Genomic DNA, 20,373 nt, shown 5'->3' on the forward strand with positions numbered 1-20,373 from the left:
GCACAGGACAAGGAGCATGTAATTCATGGCAATCACCACCCACGATACCGAAACAGAAATACAGGACCGGGCTATTCTGGTCAGTCTGGTTACTGACAAAATCAAACGCACCGGCATTGATCCCGAGCTGTCGCTGCAGGAATTGGTTCAACTGGCCGAGACAGCCGGAGTAGAAGTGTTGGATGTTCTCCGCCAGAACAAGGAAACCCCGGATTCCAAGTGGTTCATTGGCAAAGGAAAGGTAGAGGAGCTGCGGATGGCCGCTGACGGACTCGGGGCCAATACGGCTATCTTTGACCAGGAGCTCTCGGGTGCCCAGGTACGAAACCTGGAGGAGGCGCTGGACCTGAAGATTATTGACCGCACCCAGTTGATTCTGGATATTTTCGCAGGCCGGGCCAAAACGCGGGAGGGCATTATTCAGGTGGAGCTGGCACAGCTGTCCTATCTGCTGCCGCGCTTATCCGGCCATGGCAAGAATCTGTCCCGGCTTGGCGGGGGAATCGGAACCAGAGGTCCGGGAGAGAGCAAGCTGGAAACCGACCGCCGGCATATCCGTGACCGGATCACTGAACTGAAACGCCAGCTGGATGAAGTGGTCAAAACGCGTGAGCTGCACCGGGAACGCCGCCGCAAGAGCGGCGCTGTCCAGGTTGCGCTGGTCGGATATACCAATGCCGGCAAATCAACGCTGCTTAAGCAGCTTACAGATGCCGATGTATATATTGAGAACCAGCTGTTCGCCACCCTCGATCCTACTTCGCGTGTGCTGCAGCTGCCTGCAGGCAAAGAAGTAGTCCTGACTGACACCGTAGGATTTATACAGAATCTGCCGCATGATCTGGTAGCCTCCTTCCGTGCAACGCTTGAAGAGGTCAATGAGGCCAATCTGGTGCTGCATGTGGTGGATGCCTCTTCTCCGATGAGGGAGGAACAGATGGAGGTTGTACAGTCCATTCTGCAGGATCTCGGGGCCGCAGGGAAACCGCAAATCGTGCTTTTTAACAAAAGTGATATTTGCCGGCCTGAGCAGCTGCAGATGCTGCCTTCGGGTCCTGGGTTTTTGAAGATCAGTGCCTTTAACCCGGACGATCTGACCCGGATCACTGAAATGATTGCCGACGAGCTGGCCGGAGATACGCTGACTTTCCGTATTCCCGGAGACCGTGGAGATCTTTCCTCACTGCTTTACCGGGTGGGAGAGGTGCTGGAGCAGAATGTGGAAGACAATGACGTTTTATATCATGTGCGTCTGAATAAAGAGGATTACGGAAAATGGAGCTACAAGCTTGCGGAATTTGTAGAGCAGGAATAGATCCGGGCTTGTGTTGAACCAAGTGCTTACTTCAGAAACGGCTGTGTATCGGCCGTTTCTTCTTGCTGGACAGTTATTGATTCCATCGCTGGATGGGTACAGATAAGGAGAGAACATTAGGAATGGCAGTTTTTGCGGAGGATATTATACAGGCGGCGGAGGCCGCAGAGCAGGAAATTGAAAGTGCGGTGAAATCGCTTGACCGGATTGTGGATCATAATCAGTGGAAGGTCATTGAAGCCTTCCAGCGTCAGCAGGTAAGCGATTTTCATTTTGCCGGATCCACCGGGTATGCCTACAATGACCGGGGCCGGGAAGTGCTGGATCTTGTTTATGCTGAGGTTTTTGGAGCGGAAGCGGCGCTGGTGCGGCCTCATTTTGCTTCGGGCACACATACGATATCAACGGCGCTTTTTGGTGTGCTGCGCCCCGGAGATGAACTGCTGTACATCACTGGTAGACCCTATGACACGCTGCACAAAGTTATCGGCAAACCGGGTGACGGGACAGGCTCACTGGCTGATTTCGGCATTGGCTACCGCGAAACGGCTTTAACGGCTGAAGGGAAGATCGATTGGGAAGAAGTAGCACTGGCTGTTAATGACAAGACCAAGGTCATCGGCATTCAGCGCTCGCGCGGCTATGATTGGCGTTCCTCCTTCACGGTTGCTGAAATTGGTGAAATGGTGGAGAGAGTCAAATCCCTGAAACCGGATGTCATCGTTTTTGTGGATAACTGCTATGGTGAATTTACAGAAAAGCTTGAGCCGCCACAGGTGGGTGCGGATCTGGTGGCAGGCTCGCTGATCAAAAATCCCGGTGGCGGAATAGCCGAAACCGGCGGCTACATCCTCGGGCGGCAGGAGCTTGTGGAACTTGCGGCCTACCGGCTTACAGCGCCAGGCATCGGCGGTGAAGTAGGCGCCATGCTGGGAACGACGCGCGGCCTCTACCAGGGGCTGTTCATGGCCCCCCATACGGTCGGACAGGCAGTCAAAGGCAGCATCTTTGCCGCTGCCGTCTTCCAGCGCTGCGGCTTTACGACCAAGCCGGCCTGGAACGAGCCGCGGACGGATCTGATCCAGGCCGTGTCTTTTGACGGACCAGAGCATCTGATCGCTTTTGTCCAGGGAATCCAGCGTGCCGCAGCCGTGGACAGCCATGTCGTTCCCGAGCCGTGGGACATGCCCGGTTACGAGCATCCTGTCATCATGGCGGCAGGAACCTTCATCCAGGGCGGCAGCTTGGAGTTATCTGCGGATGCCCCGATCCGTGCACCCTATATCGGCTATATGCAAGGCGGATTAACCTATTCACACGTGAAATATGGAGTTTTGATGGCACTGCAGAGCATGAGGGACCGTAAATTGCTGTAATATTGCAGAATCTGGTCTATATAATGTTCCAAGTCTTATATGAAGAATCTTGAACCTTTGAACACTGCATACATCCTTTTTACGGAGTGATCAGTACATACCGTCCCGTAATTTTGCTCACTGGCCCGGCTGGTGAGTACTTTTTTTTGTCTCCTGAGCTATCGCTTGAACTGAGGTCATCCATAGTGCTATAACTTTTGCTTGTGCATCGTTCTCTGTGATATACTTCGGAGGCGTGTTATGTTTTAGCTTACACTCACTTTACTTGAATTCTTAAGGTTACATAAAATCTTGTGAGAATATCTTACACACCATTGACACGACAAATAAGGAAATGTACAATGAGATGAGAAAAAGATCATTGGAAGGTTGGATGAGTCATGGGTGATGAAATCCGCAGAAATATGGCATTATTTCCTATAGGAATCGTAATGAAGCTAACTGATTTATCGGCAAGACAAATTCGTTACTATGAGCAGCACAGTCTGATCGTGCCCGCACGCACATCCGGCAACCAGCGTTTGTTCTCGTTTAATGATGTGGAACGCCTATTGGAAATCAAAGCATTGATTGAGAAGGGGGTTAATATTGCCGGCATCAAGCAGGTAATGAATCCCGTCTCGAAGGAATCTGAAGAAGCTACAGTCATTACCCCTGACACAGAGGTTAGACGTAGAGAGTTGTCTGATTCACAGCTCCACCGTTTACTGAAGCAGGAACTGGTTTCCGGTAAAAGACCGGGACAAGTGTCTCTTATTCAAGGCGAGCTATCCCGGTTTTTTAATAAATAATACAAAGAGACGTGAAAGGGAGAGGGTAAAGTGAGCTTCTCAAAAGAGGATATCCTGCGTATCGCTAAGGATGAAAATGTCCGTTTTATTCGTCTGCAGTTTACCGATTTGCTCGGTACGATTAAGAATGTTGAGATTCCTGTCAGCCAGCTGGAAAAAGCGCTGGACAACAAAATGATGTTCGACGGTTCTTCCATCGAAGGTTATGTGCGGATCGAAGAATCTGACATGTACCTCTACCCTGATCTGAGCACATGGGTTATTTTCCCTTGGGTAACGGACAGCCGGGTAGCACGTCTGATTTGCGATGTGTACATGCCTGACGGAACACCTTTTGCCGGGGACCCGCGCGGCATTCTGAAACGCTGTCTGCAGGAAGCCGAGGAAATGGGCTACACTGCGATGAATGTTGGACCAGAGCCGGAATTCTTCTTGTTTAAAACAGACGAAAGAGGCAATCCGACTACAGAATTGAATGACCAGGGCGGATATTTTGATCTGGCGCCGATGGATCTTGGGGAGAACTGCCGCCGTGAGATCGTACTGACTCTGGAGGAAATGGGCTTCGAAATCGAAGCATCTCACCATGAGGTTGCTTCCGGCCAGCATGAAATTGATTTCAAATATGCTGACGCCATCAAAGCTGCCGACCAAATTCAAACCTTTAAGCTTGTCGTGAAGACGGTTGCCCGCCAGCACGGCCTGCATGCTACTTTTATGCCTAAGCCTCTTTTTGGTATGAACGGGTCAGGTATGCACGCACACCAATCCTTGTTCAAAGGCAATGAGAATGTATTCTATGACGAAAGTGACACACTGGGTCTGAGTAAAACTGCACGGTACTACATGGCAGGCATTCTTAAGCACGCACGTGCTTTTGCAGCCATCACTAACCCTACAGTGAACTCCTACAAACGTCTTGTGCCTGGTTATGAGGCGCCTTGCTACGTGGCCTGGTCCGCGAGCAACCGCAGCCCAATGATCCGTATTCCAGCTTCCAGAGGACTCAGCACACGCATTGAAGTCCGTAACCCGGACCCTGCGGCTAACCCTTACCTGGCACTTGCTGTCATGTTGAAGGCAGGTCTCGACGGCATCAAACGCCAGCTCGATCTTCCGGCTCCTATCGACCGCAACATCTATGTGATGTCCGAAGAAGAACGGATCGAAGAAGGCATTCCAAGCCTGCCGTCCGATCTGAAGGAAGCGCTGGGCGAAATGATCCGCAGCCATGTCATTACCGAAGCCCTCGGTGAACATGCATTGGCTCACTTTTACGAGCTGAAAGAAATTGAATGGGATATCTACCGTACCCAAGTCCACGAGTGGGAAAGAGATCAGTACATGACTCTTTACTAGGATGAAGCAGCCCTTGACGCTAATGCGTCAAGGGTTTTTTATTGTTCCAGAAAATTAGGAGTTTTTTCTGTTGTGGATAAGGTAGTTAGAAGCTTTTAGTTTGATTCGCCTAAGAGACGAATTTTACCTGGAGGCAACGGCAGAAATGCTTTTACTGAAGCGTTAAAGGCTGGTTTGTTCTCGTTTGGAAAAGAATGGACTCTTCCGAGTTGAGGCGATTGAGTAGGTGGCGCCCAGCGGAAATAATCAAGGGATAATTCAGTCTTAAGGTCTGAGGCTGGAGCAACCACTTTTTCAACAATGGGGGGCTTGCCGTTTATTAAATCAGAATAACGAAAAACAGAATATTGTAAGTAGTTATAAGGACTTTGCGAGTAGTTGTAGAATCTTAGACTTTGCTTGTTATTGGACATACCCGGAAAGACATAGCAATCACGATCGGTTGAGGATGAAAAGGAGCCATTTACGTAGTCCCGTCCATTCACTTCACCACTCTTCATGTTGACGATAGAATTAGCCGAAGCAGGGATGTCATTGGGAATGGAATACTTTACTATTTTAAAACAAATTCGAGATGGGCGGAACTGTATTTTGAAGGATGAATAAGTAAATATATATAAATGTTCAGTTAGAACTTAATCAATCCAAAATTGATTATAGAGAAGACTACATAAAAAATGCCCTGTCAGCTATTAGCGTCAAGGGCTTTTTTGGGACAGATATCATGTTATCCGGTTCAGTCGTGGGATATCACCCTAGTCTGAATAGGCGCAGCCGTTAAAACTCTCAGGACCGATCCGGTTGACGTTAACTGAGCTGTTCACAAATAAGGAATAGACGATCTCGGCAGACGGCACTGGATTGTAGTCCGAACCTATGAGATACAGCGGGAATGTATTCGTCGGTGTTGTTGCTCCGGGATTTAACTGAAGCCGGTTTGAAGCGACTACTGGATCAGTAGCAACGCTACCTCTAACTGCAAATAGGGTTAAGGTGATGAATCCTCCTGAAAACACAAAAAAAGTAGCGACTCCGTTAAGCTGTACTCTGATAGGCCCCGCAGCTCCGGCAGTATTTAATCCGATCTGACCAATGAGTACATTTTGGTTTGCTGTTAATCCTACACCGTTCATACTGCCCGCAGTACTGGCGTTCTGTGAAGTTCTGGCATCAAGAAACCGTGACATAGTGCATACCCCCAGTAGTATTTGAGATAGACTATGCAACGGGTTGAAGGGGGTCGTCCGCAGCGCGGTAATTATTTTGATAAAAATTTGCCGCTCATACACTTGCCGGGGCCTTTGTGCGGATTATGAGTTTGCATATTTGATGATTTCGTCAGGAATCGCAGTTTCCCCAAGGATGGATTCTACTGCCTTCCAGGCTTCCTGGAACTGTTTTCCGCTATAATTGGTGCGGCTGCCGGCCGGGTTAGACAGTGACATGTCAAAAACGATAAATTCGCCTGCTTCCTCAATCACCCTAAAGCTGACGGCGCGGTCCTTTTTCTGAATTCTTACTTCCTCCAAAGTGCTTCCTCCTATCATTCAATCTGTTCTAAACTAAATTAGTCTTACCAAATCCTGCAGAGAAAGGCAAGCCCAAATATAGGTCTCATCACTTTCCTATCGGATATCATGGCGATAACGGAGTATTGAATCGTTTTGCAACGGCCCCCCTTTTCCGTGTAAGATAATAGGGAGGGGGCTTCGAATAGATGCTTTTCTCATGGCAGGGAAAGTTAGTACGAGGTGAATGAACATTGCCGACGATTATGGTAGTGGATGACGACGTCTTTGTCCGCGAACTGGCAGGGCTGTTATTAAGAGACGAAGGTATGGACGTCGTAGAGAAAACGGATGGTCTCGAAGCCTGGGATTATTACTTGAATCATTCCGTCGATTTAATCATTTTGGATATTATGATGCCCGGCATGGACGGTTGGGAGCTGTGCAGAAAGCTGCGGGAGGCCGGGGACAAGCCGATGCTGATGGTCACGGCCAAAAAGGAGTCGCTGGACAAAGTCAAAGGCTTTCGATTGGGGACGGATGATTATTTGACCAAACCTTTTGATCCGATGGAGATGGTCATGCGGGTCAAGGCGCTGCTCAAAAGGTATCGGATCGCTACCTCCCATATCGTGAAGCTCGGTCGAGTCATTCTCGATAAAACGAGCTATCTGGTTCACTTTTCCGATACGGGCGAGGAATGGGCTCTTCCTTTAAAAGAATTTGAGCTGCTTTACAAACTGGCCAGTTATCCCGGGCAAATTTTTACGCGCGACATGCTGATCCGCGACATCTGGGGTTACGCGTACAATGGGGATGAACGCACCGTGGACACGCATGTCAAACGTCTGCGCGACAAGTTTGAGCAGTATGCCGAAGATTTCCGCATCGTAACGATGCGCGGTATGGGCTACCGTCTGGAGGCGTATCATGATTAACTCGCTCTATGCCCGCGTCGTGTTCACGTTTCTGGGGGTCGTCATAGTCAGCCTGCTCTCGGTTTTATTCGTTCAAAGCTATTTCTACAATGGCCATATCGAAGCGATCGTGGAAGAGAAGATGATTGGCAATGCGCAAATGATCATTCAATTATATAAGAAATTGGCTCCGAAGGATGCGAAGGCTTTCGTGGAAGTAAGCAATTCTATGCCTTTTTATAAGGTGCGGTTTTATGACAGCTCGGGAACGCTGCTGAACCCGGGGAGCGCTGCTCCAGACCGGCAGAAGGATCAACCGTATCTGCAGCAAGTGCTCAAGCAGAACAAAATTTATCGCAACGGGGCCAGCGAGGATGACGAGATTACGGTTGGCCTGCCTTTTGAGCTGAACGGTTCGCCGCACGTCTTGTTGGTTACGACCCAGACCAGTTTTGTCCTCGACGAAATCGATTCCTTGACCCGGTATCAGCAGCTGTTTACTCTCAGTTTGGGAAGTATTCTGGTGTTGATCGCTGCGCGGTATATGGTCAGGCCCCTGCAGAAGCTGACGCATGCAACGCAAAGAATGGCCAGGGGCGATTTTAACGTTGGCCTGTCTACTAAACGTCGCGACGAAATTGGACAGCTCACCCTAAGCTTTAACGCGATGGCGGCTGAAGTGGGAAGGCTGGATATGCTCCGTCGGCGGTTTGTTTCCGATGTATCCCACGAAATCCAATCTCCTCTAACGTCGATCAAAGGATATACCCGTGTGCTGAAGATCAAGTCCGTGGACGAGAAAACCCGTATGCAGATGCTGAATATTATCGATGAGGAGAGCGACAGGCTGTCCCGGCTGTGCGACGATCTGCTGGAATTGACCAGCCTGGAGCACGAGCATGCAAAGCCCGCCCCGCAAAAGTTTCGTCTCGACGAGCAACTGCGCAAAGCTGTCATTCGCCTGGAACCGCAATGGTCTGCCCGCAATCTGGATATGCAGCTTATGCTGGAGCCGATAACCATTGTGGCGGATGAAGACAGGATGAATCAGGTGTGGAACAACTTGCTTGGCAATTGCATCAAATTTACCGCCGATCGTGGAAAGATAATGGTGGAGTCCTTCAAGAAAGGCGAAAGCGCAGTCGTCCGAATGACGGACAATGGAATCGGCATACCTGAGGAGGAAATCAGCCAAATTTTCAAACCGTTCTACAAGGTGGATAAAGCGAGAAACCGCAATGTTAGCGGCAACGGAATCGGTCTTTCCATCGTGAAGCGGATTGTCGATCTTCATCATGGAAAAATCGAAGTGTCCAGCAGATTGGGGAGCGGAACCTCCTTCTCGATCACACTTCCCCTCGAAGATACAAAGCCCGAATTGTAATCCTCCGTTCAAACTGAGGACAAATTCGGGCTTTATACTATCCTCGAAAAGCCAATTTTATATTTTTTGATCAGAAGGAGGACCAAAAATGAAAGTATTGATTGCCATCTTGACCCTCCTGACATTCAGCATGTCGGGAACCTATGTCCAGGCGAAGGAGAACCGGAAGCAGCCGCCCCCCGCAGCCGCCGAGCGCCAGCTTTGGCAATCGAAAGGGTATGGACATATATTGGAAATAGAGGGCCAATCCGTTAAGGTCTACAGCTACACCAAGGACAGCTTGGTACCGTTCGGGAAAGGAAATATCGAGAACAACGGCGACATTTATATTAATGAAATTTACGACAACACCAAATCCCAGGAGCAATTAAATGCCCCGCGATTTCCGATGGGCCGCTTCGTTAACGGCAGCTTGACCGATGGCTTGGGGTACGTGCAGCATCTCAAACGGATCGATAATCTTCCCAAGGTGAAGTATAACGGATTCAGCAATGATCCCGTGCAAAATTTTGAAGTATTCTGGCAATCCTTTGAAGAGAATTTCAGTTTCTTTCCGCTCGTCAAAGTGAATTGGAAAGAGGTGTACAAAGAGTATCGGCCCAAAGTTGGCGCCTCTACCTCCGAGAAGGAACTGGAGGACATTTTGACGCAAATGTTCCAAAAGCTAAACGACGGACACAGCATCATATTCGGTAAAAAGGGTATGATCTTCTCCAAGTCCAAAGTTGAGCGAGAGGAATTTTTCGAAGCCAATTCGAAGTCGATGCAACGAAACGTCGAAGACGGATATATGAAAGGGGCGGTAAAGAGCAAGCTCGACGGGCGCATTGTTTATGGCCAAACGAAAAGCGGCGACGCTTACATCAAGCTGATTGGTTTTGACGAGTCCGATCCGCAGAAAATTGACCAAGCGCTGGCGGAAATGGTGCAGGATCTGGCGAACTGCCGCAACTTTATGATCGATATGCGCTTTAATGAGGGGGGCGAGGACTTCTTCGGGTTGAAAATAGCCGGCTTGTTTGCCGAGAAACGCAAGCTGGCGTATGCCAAACAGGCCCGAACAGGCGGATACGAGCAATTCTCCAAGCCTACGCAGGTATATATCGAACCGGGAGCAAAGCAGTTTTCAGCTGACAATATTGTGGTGCTGACCAGTCCGATAACGGTAAGCGCTGGCGAGACAGGGACGATGGCCTTAAAAGCATTGGACAAAGTAACGGTTATCGGGGAAAAGACGTGCGGATACTTTTCGGACATGCTGCTTAAACTGTTGCCGAACAAACAGATATTCTCCCTGAGCAACGAACGCTATACATCGCCTGACGGCACTAATTACGAGCAGCGCGGCCTGCCGCCGGACGAAAAGATCATGATCAAGCAAGCCGATATTGATGCCGGCAAGGACCCGGTGATGAACCGGGCATTGGAATTGCTTAAAAAGAAGCCATAAGGGATATCCCTTTCACTCATCGGGACTCCTCCAATGGGATAAAACACAAGCCCCTGGCAAATGTAAATGCCGGGGTTTTTTTGGCGTTCATTCCGCAAAATCACCGGGTATCCCGAAGCCATTCCGTAAGGCGGACGGACGGATACCCTTCGGCTTTGTCTTCGTTTAGAAGACGATAAGCTCACTGAATATATCTAGTTCAACTTATACAGATATAAAATAATTAACAGAATGCACTCTTTTTTATGGGAAATAAACAGTCGTTTACATATTGTTCCGTGCCGCTGTATACTACCTATGTATGGAAATTCTCCTGTCTGAAATGGAAAGACTGCTAATCTGTTATTCATAGATTCCAAAAAATCAGGGGATTGCCCGAATGGGTATCAACGAGCCGATAAGGAGGTGCCTTTGTGAAGTCAACGTATAAAGTTCTGACGAGCGATGCCGATTTGTTCGCAGCGGCGCTTGCTCAAGTGAAGGTATACGTCGTTCAGCTAATTGAAGGCAAGCCGCATGTTATTGCAGACTATGCCGGACCTGTGCAGAGATGGACCCCGGATGATGTGCTTGTAGCCGGAATGTGTTACAGCCGGGATGGATTTGAATTCAGAGTCCGTATTCCGAAAAAACAGGAATAACAGATGGCGCAGGCGCCAATCTGAATGAGCCTGTTCCCGTCAGCAAAAGGTACACCACCTCTTGCTTAATCCTGGTTGTGAGCTGCGGACAAGCGGCTCTTTTGTTTGTTTCTGTAATTCCTGCCAGATCGCACATACCAATGCAGCATTCATTGCATCTCTTATACTATCAAACGTAAAAGAGGTGTAATGATGACAGAACGTGAGCGTGCAAGAATCCGCAGAGCGCTGAATTTGCTGCGGGCGCAAAGAGCTATTTTGCTGGAGAGACTGGAAGAAATCAATGAAAATTTGCGGCGTGTGCCTAATCCCAGCCGGGCCAGACGCGAGCTGCTGGCTGCGAGAGCTTCCATTCGTGAAGCATTGCGCTTAAATGCGGCTGCAATCCGGTTACTCCGCAGCATTCTGTAGTTAGCTTGGGGTTTAGCAGCAGAAGTCTTGCGATTCAGGGCATCCTTCGGGGTGCCTTTTCAATGTTATATGTATCATAACCTACATAACTGGAGGGTGAAGAGAATGGAAGAGAATTTGCGGCAGCGATTGGGGCTGCCAATGCAGCATGAAACTGGAGATATGGTTGTAACGCCTGCACCAAATGCGGATACGGAAGGGATAACCGTCCTGAATGTATCCAGGGAAGATGTAGAGAAGGGGCGGCTGGAAAATTATCTGCGGGAGTTCAAAAAGTACGAAAAGAAAAGGCTGCGCGGAAAGGTAACCCTAATCTTTAACGGGTATGAGCAAGACCGGAGAGAAATTTATCAGATCCGTGAGATCACGAACTGGATGGATCGTCTGCTGAAGAATATCCCTTATCTGTTCTACTTTTTAAGCCGGGAGAACTACAGCATGCGGATTGCATTCTTCTGCTTATCGGAAGTGGTGGGGCGCTCTGGAGTGGAAGTATCCATTACCAAAGAACAGGGCCGGCGGCTGATCGAAAAACTGGTTAAAAGCGCTGTAGTCTATGCCAGAAAGCTGAAGGAACCGGAGGAGGTTCAGCTTGCGCTGGCAGAAGGCATATTGGGTGAACTCGGATACGAGCAGACGCAGCAATAAAGCTGAGTGCCTCCGTGATGTTATTCTGCGGGCCATGATGTTGTTCATCAGGAGGCACAAGCCGTTTATTGCTTCAATATGTAGCGATGTACATGTACAGCTTTACAGGAAGTTAAAGGCCGTAATCTGATCTGCATAGACAATAAGCTGCTTATATTCAATTTCAGTCCCATAACTGGCAAAAGGACGTACAATCACGTTGTCCAGGACAACAAAATTGTAGTTGAATGATTTTTCGGGATGTTCAGCACCCAAGTAGGAGATGTATTCATCTACGATAACATCGTCCATTAGTGACTTGAAATTAAAGACATCCTCTTTACTGCCGGTATTTGTAGCTACATTGCCCTCAATGCTGCCGAACGCGGTAAGCAGATTGACTTTGCGTTCCCCGTGATTATTGTTCAGTAAAAGGTTAGAGAGCTTACCCAGCGCTTCGACTTTAAAATCGACATGGGTTCTGACTTTGGATTGATTCAAACCAGGCACTTCCTTTCAAGATTTAATTTTCCAATGTACAAGTTTCGACATATTACTGCACTTTTCCTGTTAGTGCGCAAAATAAATGTTATAACATGAAGGACACCCTGCGAGGACGCTGCTGCACGTCTGGCTTGGGTGTCCTTTGCATCCTTTGTGCGGGTTATTGCCGAATGGTTACCCGGGTTCCAACTGGAACGGTAGCTGCGAGCCACGATACATCCTCATTGTACATACGAATACAGCCGTGGGAGACCATTTTGCCTATCGAGGAAGGGTCATTAGTTCCATGAATTCCGTAATGGGGTTTGGACAGGCCCATCCAAAAGGCGCCGAACGGGCCTCCAGGGTTACGCTGTTTGTTGATAATGGTATATTCTCCAACCGGAGAGACCGTTAACATTTTGCCAATCCCTACAGGGAACCCTCTAATAACAATGTTATTGTCGAGCAGATACAGCATCCGCTGGGACAGATCAATAATGATTCGATAGTTGGGCATTGTGATCAGCACTCCTTTATGAACAGGATATGACTGTAGAGGAAGGAGGGTTCTGAAATAATCAACACCGATAAGCACCGGTGAGTCATGGGAACAAATGTTCCCGCTGAATAAAAAGGGCATATGGAAAGAGTGGATGGCGGACAAAATAGGTAACGGCGGAAGGTCAGACAGGAGAACAGGAAAAAGACTGTCCCGCTATTCCAGCGGAGCAGTCTTAATGGAGGGGAAAGGCTAATGAATATCGCGGAATAGACCAATAACTCTGCCCAGAATCGTGACACGATTCAGACGTAGAGGCTCGTACGCCGGATTCTCCGGCTGCAGGCGGATGTGGTCACGCTCTTTGTAGAAGGTCTTAACGGTTGCTTCATCTTCTTCGGTCATGGCAACCACGATATCGCCGTTATCCGCAGTCTGCTGCTGGCGGACGATCACGTAGTCACCGTTCATAATGCCTGCGTCTACCATACTGTCACCGAGAACAGACAGCATGAACACTTTGTTGTCTCCTACATAATGAGTAGGCAGCGGAAAGTAATCCTCAATATTCTCAGTTGCTGTAATCGGCACCCCGGCAGTAACCTTTCCAACAACTGGAATGCGTGTTACCGTCTGAACGAACTGATGAACATTCTCGGAATCCTCTTGACCCAGCAATTCTATTGCACGCGGTTTCGTCGGATCGCGGCGGATAAGCCCTTTCTTCTCCAGCCGGTCCAGATGGCCATGTACCGTGGAGCTGGAAGCCAGTCCTACAGCTTCGCCGATTTCCCGGACAGAAGGCGGATAACCCTTGCTGCGGACTTCGTTACGAATAAATTCCAGGATCGCCAGTTGACGACTCGAAATCTTTGACATCGGAATCAACCCCATATACTATGTTTGGGAAAATTATAACATAGAACTGCCGTTCGTACAAACATAAGTTCTAAAATGATGCGGAAATAGCGGGAATTTGTGAAATAAGCTGTCTTCATCTGTGTAAAAAGGGGCGTACATAAGAAGGGAACAATTGTTCGAAAAAACTATTGATCAAAACACTTGTTCGTGTTATATTGATTTCGAAAGTAAGAACAAGTGTTTGGAGGTCGGTTAATATGTTAAAGTACAGCACATACCGCAGTATTTACGATGAGGCTCATGAGGACCCTGCAGCTTCAATTGATAGACTGAATATTATGAATCTGCTCTTATCTGTTATTTCTCCATATCGCACACTAATCCGGAAAGACAATATTGTGAAGCTGGCTTTGATTGTTCTGCTGGTGATCTCAGGATTTACGGTAGTGGGCAATGTGTTTGCAGGATCAGTATCCCCGGCCAAGCAGGAGAAGAGGGTCGTTGTTGAACGTGGGGATACGCTATGGAGCATTGCACTGAAGAATAAACCGGCCAATATGAGAACGGCTGTATATATAGAAGGAATCAAACGGACAAGCGGCCTGGAGAACAGTAATATCCAAGCCGGAGATGTGCTGACTTTGCCTGTATATTCATACTGAATCAGTACTCATAGATGGAGCTAAGAGCTTTCAGGGAGCAGACCTTGACAAGCTCTTTTTCTCATGGCACAGTTAGAATGAATTTAAAGAGGAGGGAAACAAATTGAATATTGATGAATTGGTCGCCCGCATCAATGAATTGGCGCGCAAACAGAAGAGTGACGGCCTGAATGAAGAGGAGCTTGCGGAAAGAGCCAAGCTTCGTGAGATCTACCTGGGCAATATCCGCAGCAACTTCCGCGCTCAGCTCAACAACATTGAGATTGTAGATAAATAAGAGCAATGAACAAGGCAACAAGGCAGGAGTTAATGATGCTCTGTTCCTTTTCATAGATATTTTAGGATGACTAGGGGGAACTGACATGGCCCGTTCTTGGGAAAGAATGGTTCAACGCAACACACAGCAAATCAACAAGCAACGCAAGAAGCAAGGCAAAGAGTCCATCTATGCTTCAACCTCTTCTGCCGCTGCGAAGAGCAGCGATGTTTTCAAAGGCCGCAACATCGTATTTCCGGTAGTACTTATGCTGCTAGGCATAATGTTCTGGGTAGTTGGCTCCATTGATGAAGCTAAGGGAAGCGGCATTCTTGCCAACTGGCTGGGAGTTGTGCTGTATTTTCTGCTTGCGGCACTGCTGTTTTTCCGCCGTCCGTATTTGAAGGTAGAACGTGCCAGACTGTCCACCATTAAATATAACCGGGAGCGTCTGCTGCCGGCGGCAGATATTGAGAAGATTACCGTTACGCGCGGTACAGTCTCTATCAAGTATAAAGGCAAGCGCACACAGTGGGTCTTCTCCAGACTGATCAACCGTTATGACATTAAGGCTATGACTGAACGTCTGGAGCAGTTCGCCAAGCAGAACCATGTGGAAATAGTGAACGAATAGAAAAGATACAGACCAGCATAGGGAGAGGGAGAACTATAATGCCGATTTCAGCCGTACTCTTTGACCTTGATGACACACTGCTCTGGGATGAGCGGAGCGTAGAAGAAGCATTCCGTTATGCCAGTGAAGCAGCAGGAGACTCCGTCGATCCCCGGGAGCTGGAAGCAGCAGTCCGCAGGGAAGCAAGGAATCTGTATGAATCGTATGAGACATTTCCGTTCACCAAGCTGATTGGAATCAACCCTTTTGAAGCGTTGTGGGGGAATTTCACGGCCGGTGAACAGCTTGAATTCCGCCAAATGGAGCAGCTTGCCCCTGTCTACCGCAAGGAATCCTGGCGCCGCGGACTGGCCGCGCTGGGTGTGGAGGATGAAGCTCTTGCCGAAACGCTGGCAGCTAAATTTGCCGCAGAACGCCGCAGCCGTCCGTATATATATGAAGAAACACTGCAAGTGCTGGATAAGCTGAAGGGGAAAGTGAAGCTGCTGCTCCTGACGAACGGATGTCCTGCGCTGCAGCAGGAGAAGCTTGACGGAGTGCCGGAACTGGTTCCTTACTTTGACCATGTTGTGATTTCGGGGAGCTTTGGCAAAGGCAAACCGGACAAGTCAATCTTCACACATGCCATGAATCTGCTGGATATTGCCCCCGAGGAAGGAATAATGGTGGGGGACAAACTGACCACCGATATCCTTGGCGGACTTGGAGCAGGCTTGACAACCGTATGGATCAACCGCACCGGCAAAGCATCCGACCCGGAGATTACACCGGATTATCAGATTGGACATCTCAGCGAACTTCTGCCGCTTGTTGAAACTTTATAGAACCTCTTCCAAGAAGCCGTTATCCTGATATGGGATGCGGCTTTTTTATTGAGGAGAAGTGTATGTGACCATCATCACAGCATAGTGCGGAAAAATGAGTTTCTTTACTGATAATTCGAATATTATGTGTATAATAGAAAAGAATGCTTCACAAGATGTCAGTATGACCATGAAATCTACCATTAACCTGGGAGGACTCCAAATGTTGAACCCAAGGAAACTGACTGTGTTGATATCTTTAATCATAGCGGCAACTGTTTCGGGCTGTTCTGGCAGTAATGGGGACAATAATCATATGCATGCTGTGTCAAATATGTCCATGGAGCCAATAAAAGTCGAACTGTCCTGGAGTCCTGAGCAGGTTGCTGCGGGCCAGAAGGTGGTTTTTGAGGCGCTGGTTACACAAGACGGCCAACCGGTAGATGATGCGAAGGAAGTCCTTTTTGAAGTCGTCAACAACAATGATAAGGGCCAGAAATTTGAGTTCACCGGGGAGTCATCAGGGGATGGTATATATAAAGCTGAAGGAACGATGGAAGCGGAGGGGGAGTTTACGGTAACTTCCCACGTATCAGCACGGACACAGCATTCCATGCCAAGCAAAAAGCTAGTGGTTCAGCCCTAATAGGATAGAAATCAAGACGTGGACTGCTGTCAGCAATTACAGATAAAGCAGAGAGGAAAGGAAGGCTTTTCGAAATCCTTTAATTCTGCTAAACTTACTCTAATGTTTTACTGGGGGGATAGAAAGTGGCTAAATTCACACTCGCTGAAAGCTTACAGCAGCGCATACTGATTCTTGACGGAGCAATGGGAACGATGATTCAACAGGTGCCGCTTACCGGTGCCGATTTTGGCGGGGATGAGCTTGACGGCTGCAATGAAATGCTGGTCCTTACCCGGCCTGAAGTAATACAGGGCATCCATGAGAAATATCTCGAAGCCGGTGCGGATTTAATTGAGACGAACACCTTCGGCGCTACCTCAGTTGTACTGGCCGAATATGATATTCCGCAGCGGGCGCGCGAGATTAATCTCGAAGCAGCCAGACTTGCAAGGAATGCTGTAGACAAATATGACACGCCTGACCATCCGCGTTATGTGATTGGAGCTATGGGGCCGACAACGAAGACCCTTTCAGTAACCGGAGGAGTCACCTTCCAGGAGCTTGTGCAGAGCTATGAGGAGCAGGCAATTGCGCTGATCGACGGCAAAGTAGATGCTCTGCTGCTTGAAACGTCCCAGGATACACTGAATGTGAAGGCGGGAAGCATAGGCATCCGCAATGCTTTTGAACAGTCGGGTATTACACTTCCGGTCATGATATCGGGAACGATTGAGCCTATGGGGACAACCCTTGCCGGCCAGAACATTGAGGCCTTTTACATTTCGCTCGAGCACCTGAAGCCAATCTCCATCGGCCTCAATTGTGCGACCGGGCCGGAGTTTATGCGCGATCATATCCGTTCGCTCTCGGCGATCTCTTCCGCAGCGGTGAGCTGCTATCCGAATGCGGGACTGCCCGATGAGAATGGTAATTATCATGAGTCGCCGGATTCGCTTGCCCGCAAGCTTGCGGGATTTGCGGAGAAAGGCTGGCTGAATATTGCCGGAGGCTGCTGCGGGACAACGCCGGATCATATCCGCGCAATGGCTGAGATGTTGGCGGAATATCCACCCCGGGGTCTCGACGGGCAGCATCCGCCTGCGCTTTCGGGGATAGAGCCGGTATATATCGAGAGCGACAACCGCCCTTACATGGTGGGTGAACGCACGAATGTGCTCGGCTCGCGGAAATTCAAACGGCTGATCGTGGAAGGCAAATATGAGGAAGCCTCCGAAATCGCCCGGGCTCAGGTGAAGAGCGGTGCGCAGGTGATTGACGTCTGTGTGCAGGACCCTGACCGCGATGAGAGTGAAGATATCAAGAAGTTTCTGGAGCTGGTAGTCAAAAAGGTCAAAGTTCCGCTAATGATTGATACCACCGATCCGAAGGTGATTGATCTGGCACTGCAGTACAGCCAGGGAAAAGCAATCATTAACTCCATTAACCTTGAAGATGGAGAAGAAAAGTTCGAGCTGGTCACACCATTGATCCATAAATACGGGGCGGCCATTGTTGTGGGCACCATTGACGAGACAGGGCAGGCTATAAAAGCTGCAGATAAACTGGATGTTGCCAAACGTTCTTATGAACTGCTGGTTAATAAATACGGACTGGCCCCGGAGGACCTGATTTTTGATACGCTGGTATTCCCTGTAGGTACCGGGGATGAGCAATATATCGGCTCCGCCAAGGAGACGATTGACGGAATCCGGCTGATCAAGGAAGCCCTTCCTGAAGTGCATACGATTCTGGGCATCAGCAACGTTTCGTTTGGTCTGCCTGAAGCGGGACGCGAGGTGCTTAACTCCGTGTTCCTCTATGAATGCACCAAAGCCGGACTGGATTATGCCATTGTGAATACGGAAAAGGTGGAACGCTATGCTTCCATTCCTGAACATGAACGTTATCTGGCCGAACAGCTTATTTATAATACGAATGATGATACACTTTCCGCCTTTGTAGCCGCTTTTCGCGGGAAGAAGGTGGAGAAGAAAGAGAAGATCTCCAGTCTCTCTCTGGAAGAGCGCCTTGCATCCTATGTGGTGGAGGGGACGAAGGAAGGCTTGATCCCTGATCTCAATGAGGCTCTAACCCAATCAGGACCGCTGGAGATCATTAACGGGCCGCTGATGGCGGGAATGTCCGAAGTCGGAAGGCTGTTCAACAACAATGAGCTGATTGTTGCGGAGGTGCTGCAAAGCGCTGAAGTGATGAAGGCGTCTGTCAGCCATCTGGAGCAGTTCATGCAGAAAGACGAGACCTCAGTTAAGGGCAAGATCATGCTGGCGACTGTTAAGGGCGATGTGCATGACATTGGCAAAAATCTGGTGGAGATCATTCTCTCCAATAATGGTTACGAGATTATCAATTTGGGTATAAAAGTACCACCCGAGAGTATCATCGAAGCGTTCCGGCGGGAAAAAGCCGATGCGATCGGGCTGTCCGGCCTGCTGGTGAAGTCGGCACAGCAAATGGTGCTGACTGCCCAGGATTTGCGTACGGCGGGTATTGATGTGCCGATCATGGTTGGCGGTGCGGCGTTGACCCGCAAGTTCACCAAGACGCGTATCCGTCCGGAATATGACGGGCTGGTGCTCTATGCCAAAGACGCCATGGACGGCCTGGATATCGCCAACCGGCTGATGAACCCGGAGGAAAGGGTCAAGATCGAAGAAGAGGTTCGCCTCGAAGCGGAGGCCGCTGTAGCTGTCGCTCCGCAGCAGGAGCTTCCGGTGCTGACCAGGGCCGTCCGTTCCAAGATTTCGCCGGATGCGCCTGTGTTTACACCTCCCGATCTGGAACGGCATGTCCTGCGCAATTACCCGCTCGGGCATATTATCCCTTATGTGAATATGCAGATGCTGCTGGGTCATCATCTTGGGCTGAAGGGCTCAGTGGAAGCCCAGCTTGCCGCCGGTGACCCGCGTACCGTTGAACTGAAGGAGACTGTGGATGGAATTCTCCATCATGCCATGCTGGAGGGTACAATGACTCCGCATGCCATGTATCAGTTTTTCCCGGCGCAATCCAGGGGGAATGATATTCTAATCTATGACCCGCAGGATACAGCCACGGTACTTCATACCTTCACGTTCCCGCGCCAGAATGTTGAGCCTTATCTGTGTCTGGCTGACTTCCTGAAATCCGTGGACAGCGGAATGATGGATTATGTTGGCTTCCTGGTAGTAACTGCCGGTCACGGTGTCCGTGAAATGTCGGCCGAGCTGAGGGATAAAGGCGATTATCTCCGCTCCCATGCCCTGCAGGCGGTGGCGCTGGAGGTCGCAGAAGGCCTGGCAGAACGTGTTCACCATATGATGCGGGATACCTGGGGATTCCCGGACCCGGCGGATATGACGATGAAGCAAAGACACGGAGCGCGCTATCAGGGCATACGTGTATCCTTTGGGTATCCGGCTTGCCCGGATCTGGAGGATCAGGGACCGCTGTTCAAGCTGATGTCGCCCGGAGATATCGGCGTTGAGCTTACCGAAGGCTTCATGATGGAGCCTGAGGCATCGGTATCGGCCATGGTGTTTGCACATCCTGAAGCGCAATATTTTAATGTGGAGAAGCAGTAAGCTTCCCTTTCCATACACTCCTTCTGCAGGGACAACACCCTTCAGAGCGGAACCTCCCGTAACCGGGAGGTTTTTTGCTGGAGCTTACACCGGCCCGAAAGATGCTTTTTTGTCCTAAAAAGGGTAAAATTCTCTTCATGAGATTCAGCTGAAGGGAAAATGAATGATTCCCGGGTAGAATAAA

22 protein-coding genes are annotated in these 20,373 nt (G+C 49.3%); 16 read left to right on the plus strand and 6 right to left on the minus strand.

The features are described from left to right. Positions 1 to 25: 25 nt before the first annotated feature. The 4 genes from hflX (at position 26) to glnA (ending at position 4,841) form a co-directional block, all read left to right on the plus strand. Positions 26 to 1,315 carry a GTPase HflX gene (hflX, locus tag BLQ82_RS07440; RefSeq protein WP_062528489.1) on the plus strand — a complete coding sequence of 430 codons (1,290 nt, stop codon included), beginning with the start codon at positions 26 to 28 and terminating at the stop codon, positions 1,313 to 1,315. 122 nt (positions 1,316 to 1,437) lie between these two features. Continuing rightward, positions 1,438 to 2,691 carry a methionine gamma-lyase family protein gene (locus BLQ82_RS07445; protein ID WP_062528488.1) on the plus strand — a complete coding sequence of 418 codons (1,254 nt, stop codon included), beginning with the start codon at positions 1,438 to 1,440 and terminating at the stop codon, positions 2,689 to 2,691. 380 nt (positions 2,692 to 3,071) lie between these two features. Continuing rightward, positions 3,072 to 3,482 (plus strand): MerR family transcriptional regulator, encoded by a 411-nt coding sequence (locus BLQ82_RS07450; protein ID WP_019910684.1) that lies wholly within the window; start codon positions 3,072 to 3,074, stop codon positions 3,480 to 3,482. Positions 3,483 to 3,512: 30 nt separating this feature from the next. Continuing rightward, positions 3,513 to 4,841, plus strand: a complete 1,329-nt coding sequence (gene glnA, locus BLQ82_RS07455) for a type I glutamate--ammonia ligase (protein ID WP_020431139.1) — start codon at positions 3,513 to 3,515, stop codon at positions 4,839 to 4,841. Positions 4,842 to 4,936: 95 nt separating this feature from the next. Here the strand turns inward: glnA and BLQ82_RS31305 are convergent, their stop codons facing one another. The 3 genes from BLQ82_RS31305 to BLQ82_RS07465 all read right to left on the minus strand — a co-directional run bounded on the left by BLQ82_RS31305 (position 4,937) and on the right by BLQ82_RS07465 (position 6,370). Beyond that, positions 4,937 to 5,326, minus strand: coding sequence for a hypothetical protein (locus BLQ82_RS31305; RefSeq protein ID WP_157243869.1), 390 nt, complete (start codon positions 5,324 to 5,326; stop codon positions 4,937 to 4,939). 270 nt (positions 5,327 to 5,596) lie between these two features. Beyond that, positions 5,597 to 6,028: a hypothetical protein gene (locus tag BLQ82_RS07460; protein ID WP_062528487.1), complete on the minus strand. Its 432-nt coding sequence runs from the start codon at positions 6,026 to 6,028 to the stop codon at positions 5,597 to 5,599. A 123-nt stretch (positions 6,029 to 6,151) separates the two neighbouring features. After that, entirely contained in the window at positions 6,152 to 6,370 is a 219-nt protein-coding gene (locus tag BLQ82_RS07465; protein WP_062528486.1) for a hypothetical protein, read from the minus strand. A 233-nt stretch (positions 6,371 to 6,603) separates the two neighbouring features. Here BLQ82_RS07465 and BLQ82_RS07470 point away from each other — a divergent pair, with 233 nt between their 5' ends. From BLQ82_RS07470 to BLQ82_RS07495, 6 genes are all read left to right on the plus strand, one after another. Next, the gene (locus tag BLQ82_RS07470) at positions 6,604 to 7,287 is read left to right on the plus strand and encodes a response regulator transcription factor (protein WP_143013370.1); all 684 of its coding nucleotides are present in this window, start codon (positions 6,604 to 6,606) and stop codon (positions 7,285 to 7,287) included. Then, entirely contained in the window at positions 7,280 to 8,650 is a 1,371-nt protein-coding gene (locus BLQ82_RS07475; RefSeq protein WP_062528485.1) for a sensor histidine kinase, read from the plus strand. The genes BLQ82_RS07470 and BLQ82_RS07475 overlap by 8 nt, the downstream gene beginning before the upstream one ends. An 88-nt stretch (positions 8,651 to 8,738) precedes the next feature. Next, positions 8,739 to 10,100: a S41 family peptidase gene (locus tag BLQ82_RS07480; RefSeq protein ID WP_062528484.1), complete on the plus strand. Its 1,362-nt coding sequence runs from the start codon at positions 8,739 to 8,741 to the stop codon at positions 10,098 to 10,100. A 413-nt stretch (positions 10,101 to 10,513) separates the two neighbouring features. Next, the gene (locus tag BLQ82_RS07485) at positions 10,514 to 10,741 is read left to right on the plus strand and encodes a hypothetical protein (protein WP_060860516.1); all 228 of its coding nucleotides are present in this window, start codon (positions 10,514 to 10,516) and stop codon (positions 10,739 to 10,741) included. A gap of 189 nt (positions 10,742 to 10,930) precedes the next feature. After that, positions 10,931 to 11,152 (plus strand): hypothetical protein, encoded by a 222-nt coding sequence (locus BLQ82_RS07490; RefSeq protein WP_154966243.1) that lies wholly within the window; start codon positions 10,931 to 10,933, stop codon positions 11,150 to 11,152. A gap of 105 nt (positions 11,153 to 11,257) precedes the next feature. Further along, complete coding sequence (locus BLQ82_RS07495; RefSeq protein ID WP_062528483.1) at positions 11,258 to 11,800, plus strand: hypothetical protein; 543 nt, start codon at positions 11,258 to 11,260, stop codon at positions 11,798 to 11,800. 102 nt (positions 11,801 to 11,902) lie between these two features. Here the strand turns inward: BLQ82_RS07495 and BLQ82_RS07500 are convergent, their stop codons facing one another. The 3 genes from BLQ82_RS07500 to lexA all read right to left on the minus strand — a co-directional run bounded on the left by BLQ82_RS07500 (position 11,903) and on the right by lexA (position 13,643). Continuing rightward, entirely contained in the window at positions 11,903 to 12,280 is a 378-nt protein-coding gene (locus tag BLQ82_RS07500; RefSeq protein ID WP_062528482.1) for a hypothetical protein, read from the minus strand. A gap of 163 nt (positions 12,281 to 12,443) precedes the next feature. Further along, positions 12,444 to 12,782 (minus strand): L,D-transpeptidase, encoded by a 339-nt coding sequence (locus BLQ82_RS07505; RefSeq protein WP_062528481.1) that lies wholly within the window; start codon positions 12,780 to 12,782, stop codon positions 12,444 to 12,446. A gap of 234 nt (positions 12,783 to 13,016) precedes the next feature. Continuing rightward, a complete protein-coding gene (gene lexA, locus BLQ82_RS07510; protein ID WP_025704214.1) occupies positions 13,017 to 13,643 on the minus strand; it encodes a transcriptional repressor LexA in 627 nt (208 codons plus the stop codon). 239 nt (positions 13,644 to 13,882) lie between these two features. Here lexA and BLQ82_RS07515 point away from each other — a divergent pair, with 239 nt between their 5' ends. The 6 genes from BLQ82_RS07515 to metH all read left to right on the plus strand — a co-directional run bounded on the left by BLQ82_RS07515 (position 13,883) and on the right by metH (position 20,189). After that, positions 13,883 to 14,287, plus strand: coding sequence for a LysM peptidoglycan-binding domain-containing protein (locus BLQ82_RS07515; protein WP_062528480.1), 405 nt, complete (start codon positions 13,883 to 13,885; stop codon positions 14,285 to 14,287). A 103-nt stretch (positions 14,288 to 14,390) separates the two neighbouring features. Next, the gene (locus BLQ82_RS07520; protein WP_074113197.1) at positions 14,391 to 14,564 is read left to right on the plus strand and encodes a DUF896 domain-containing protein; all 174 of its coding nucleotides are present in this window, start codon (positions 14,391 to 14,393) and stop codon (positions 14,562 to 14,564) included. Positions 14,565 to 14,649: 85 nt separating this feature from the next. Beyond that, entirely contained in the window at positions 14,650 to 15,177 is a 528-nt protein-coding gene (locus BLQ82_RS07525; protein ID WP_062528479.1) for a hypothetical protein, read from the plus strand. 38 nt (positions 15,178 to 15,215) lie between these two features. Next, positions 15,216 to 16,001, plus strand: a complete 786-nt coding sequence (locus BLQ82_RS07530; RefSeq protein WP_062528478.1) for an HAD family hydrolase — start codon at positions 15,216 to 15,218, stop codon at positions 15,999 to 16,001. Between the two features lie 295 nt (positions 16,002 to 16,296). After that, complete coding sequence (locus tag BLQ82_RS31850) at positions 16,297 to 16,626, plus strand: FixH family protein (RefSeq protein WP_163704423.1); 330 nt, start codon at positions 16,297 to 16,299, stop codon at positions 16,624 to 16,626. A 185-nt stretch (positions 16,627 to 16,811) separates the two neighbouring features. Next, positions 16,812 to 20,189: a methionine synthase gene (gene metH / locus BLQ82_RS07540; RefSeq protein ID WP_425281139.1), complete on the plus strand. Its 3,378-nt coding sequence runs from the start codon at positions 16,812 to 16,814 to the stop codon at positions 20,187 to 20,189. Positions 20,190 to 20,373 lie beyond the last annotated feature (184 nt).

The organism is Paenibacillus jilunlii (assembly GCF_900102965.1).
In the GTDB taxonomy this organism is placed as follows: Bacteria; Bacillota; Bacilli; order Paenibacillales; family Paenibacillaceae; genus Paenibacillus_AQ; species Paenibacillus_AQ jilunlii.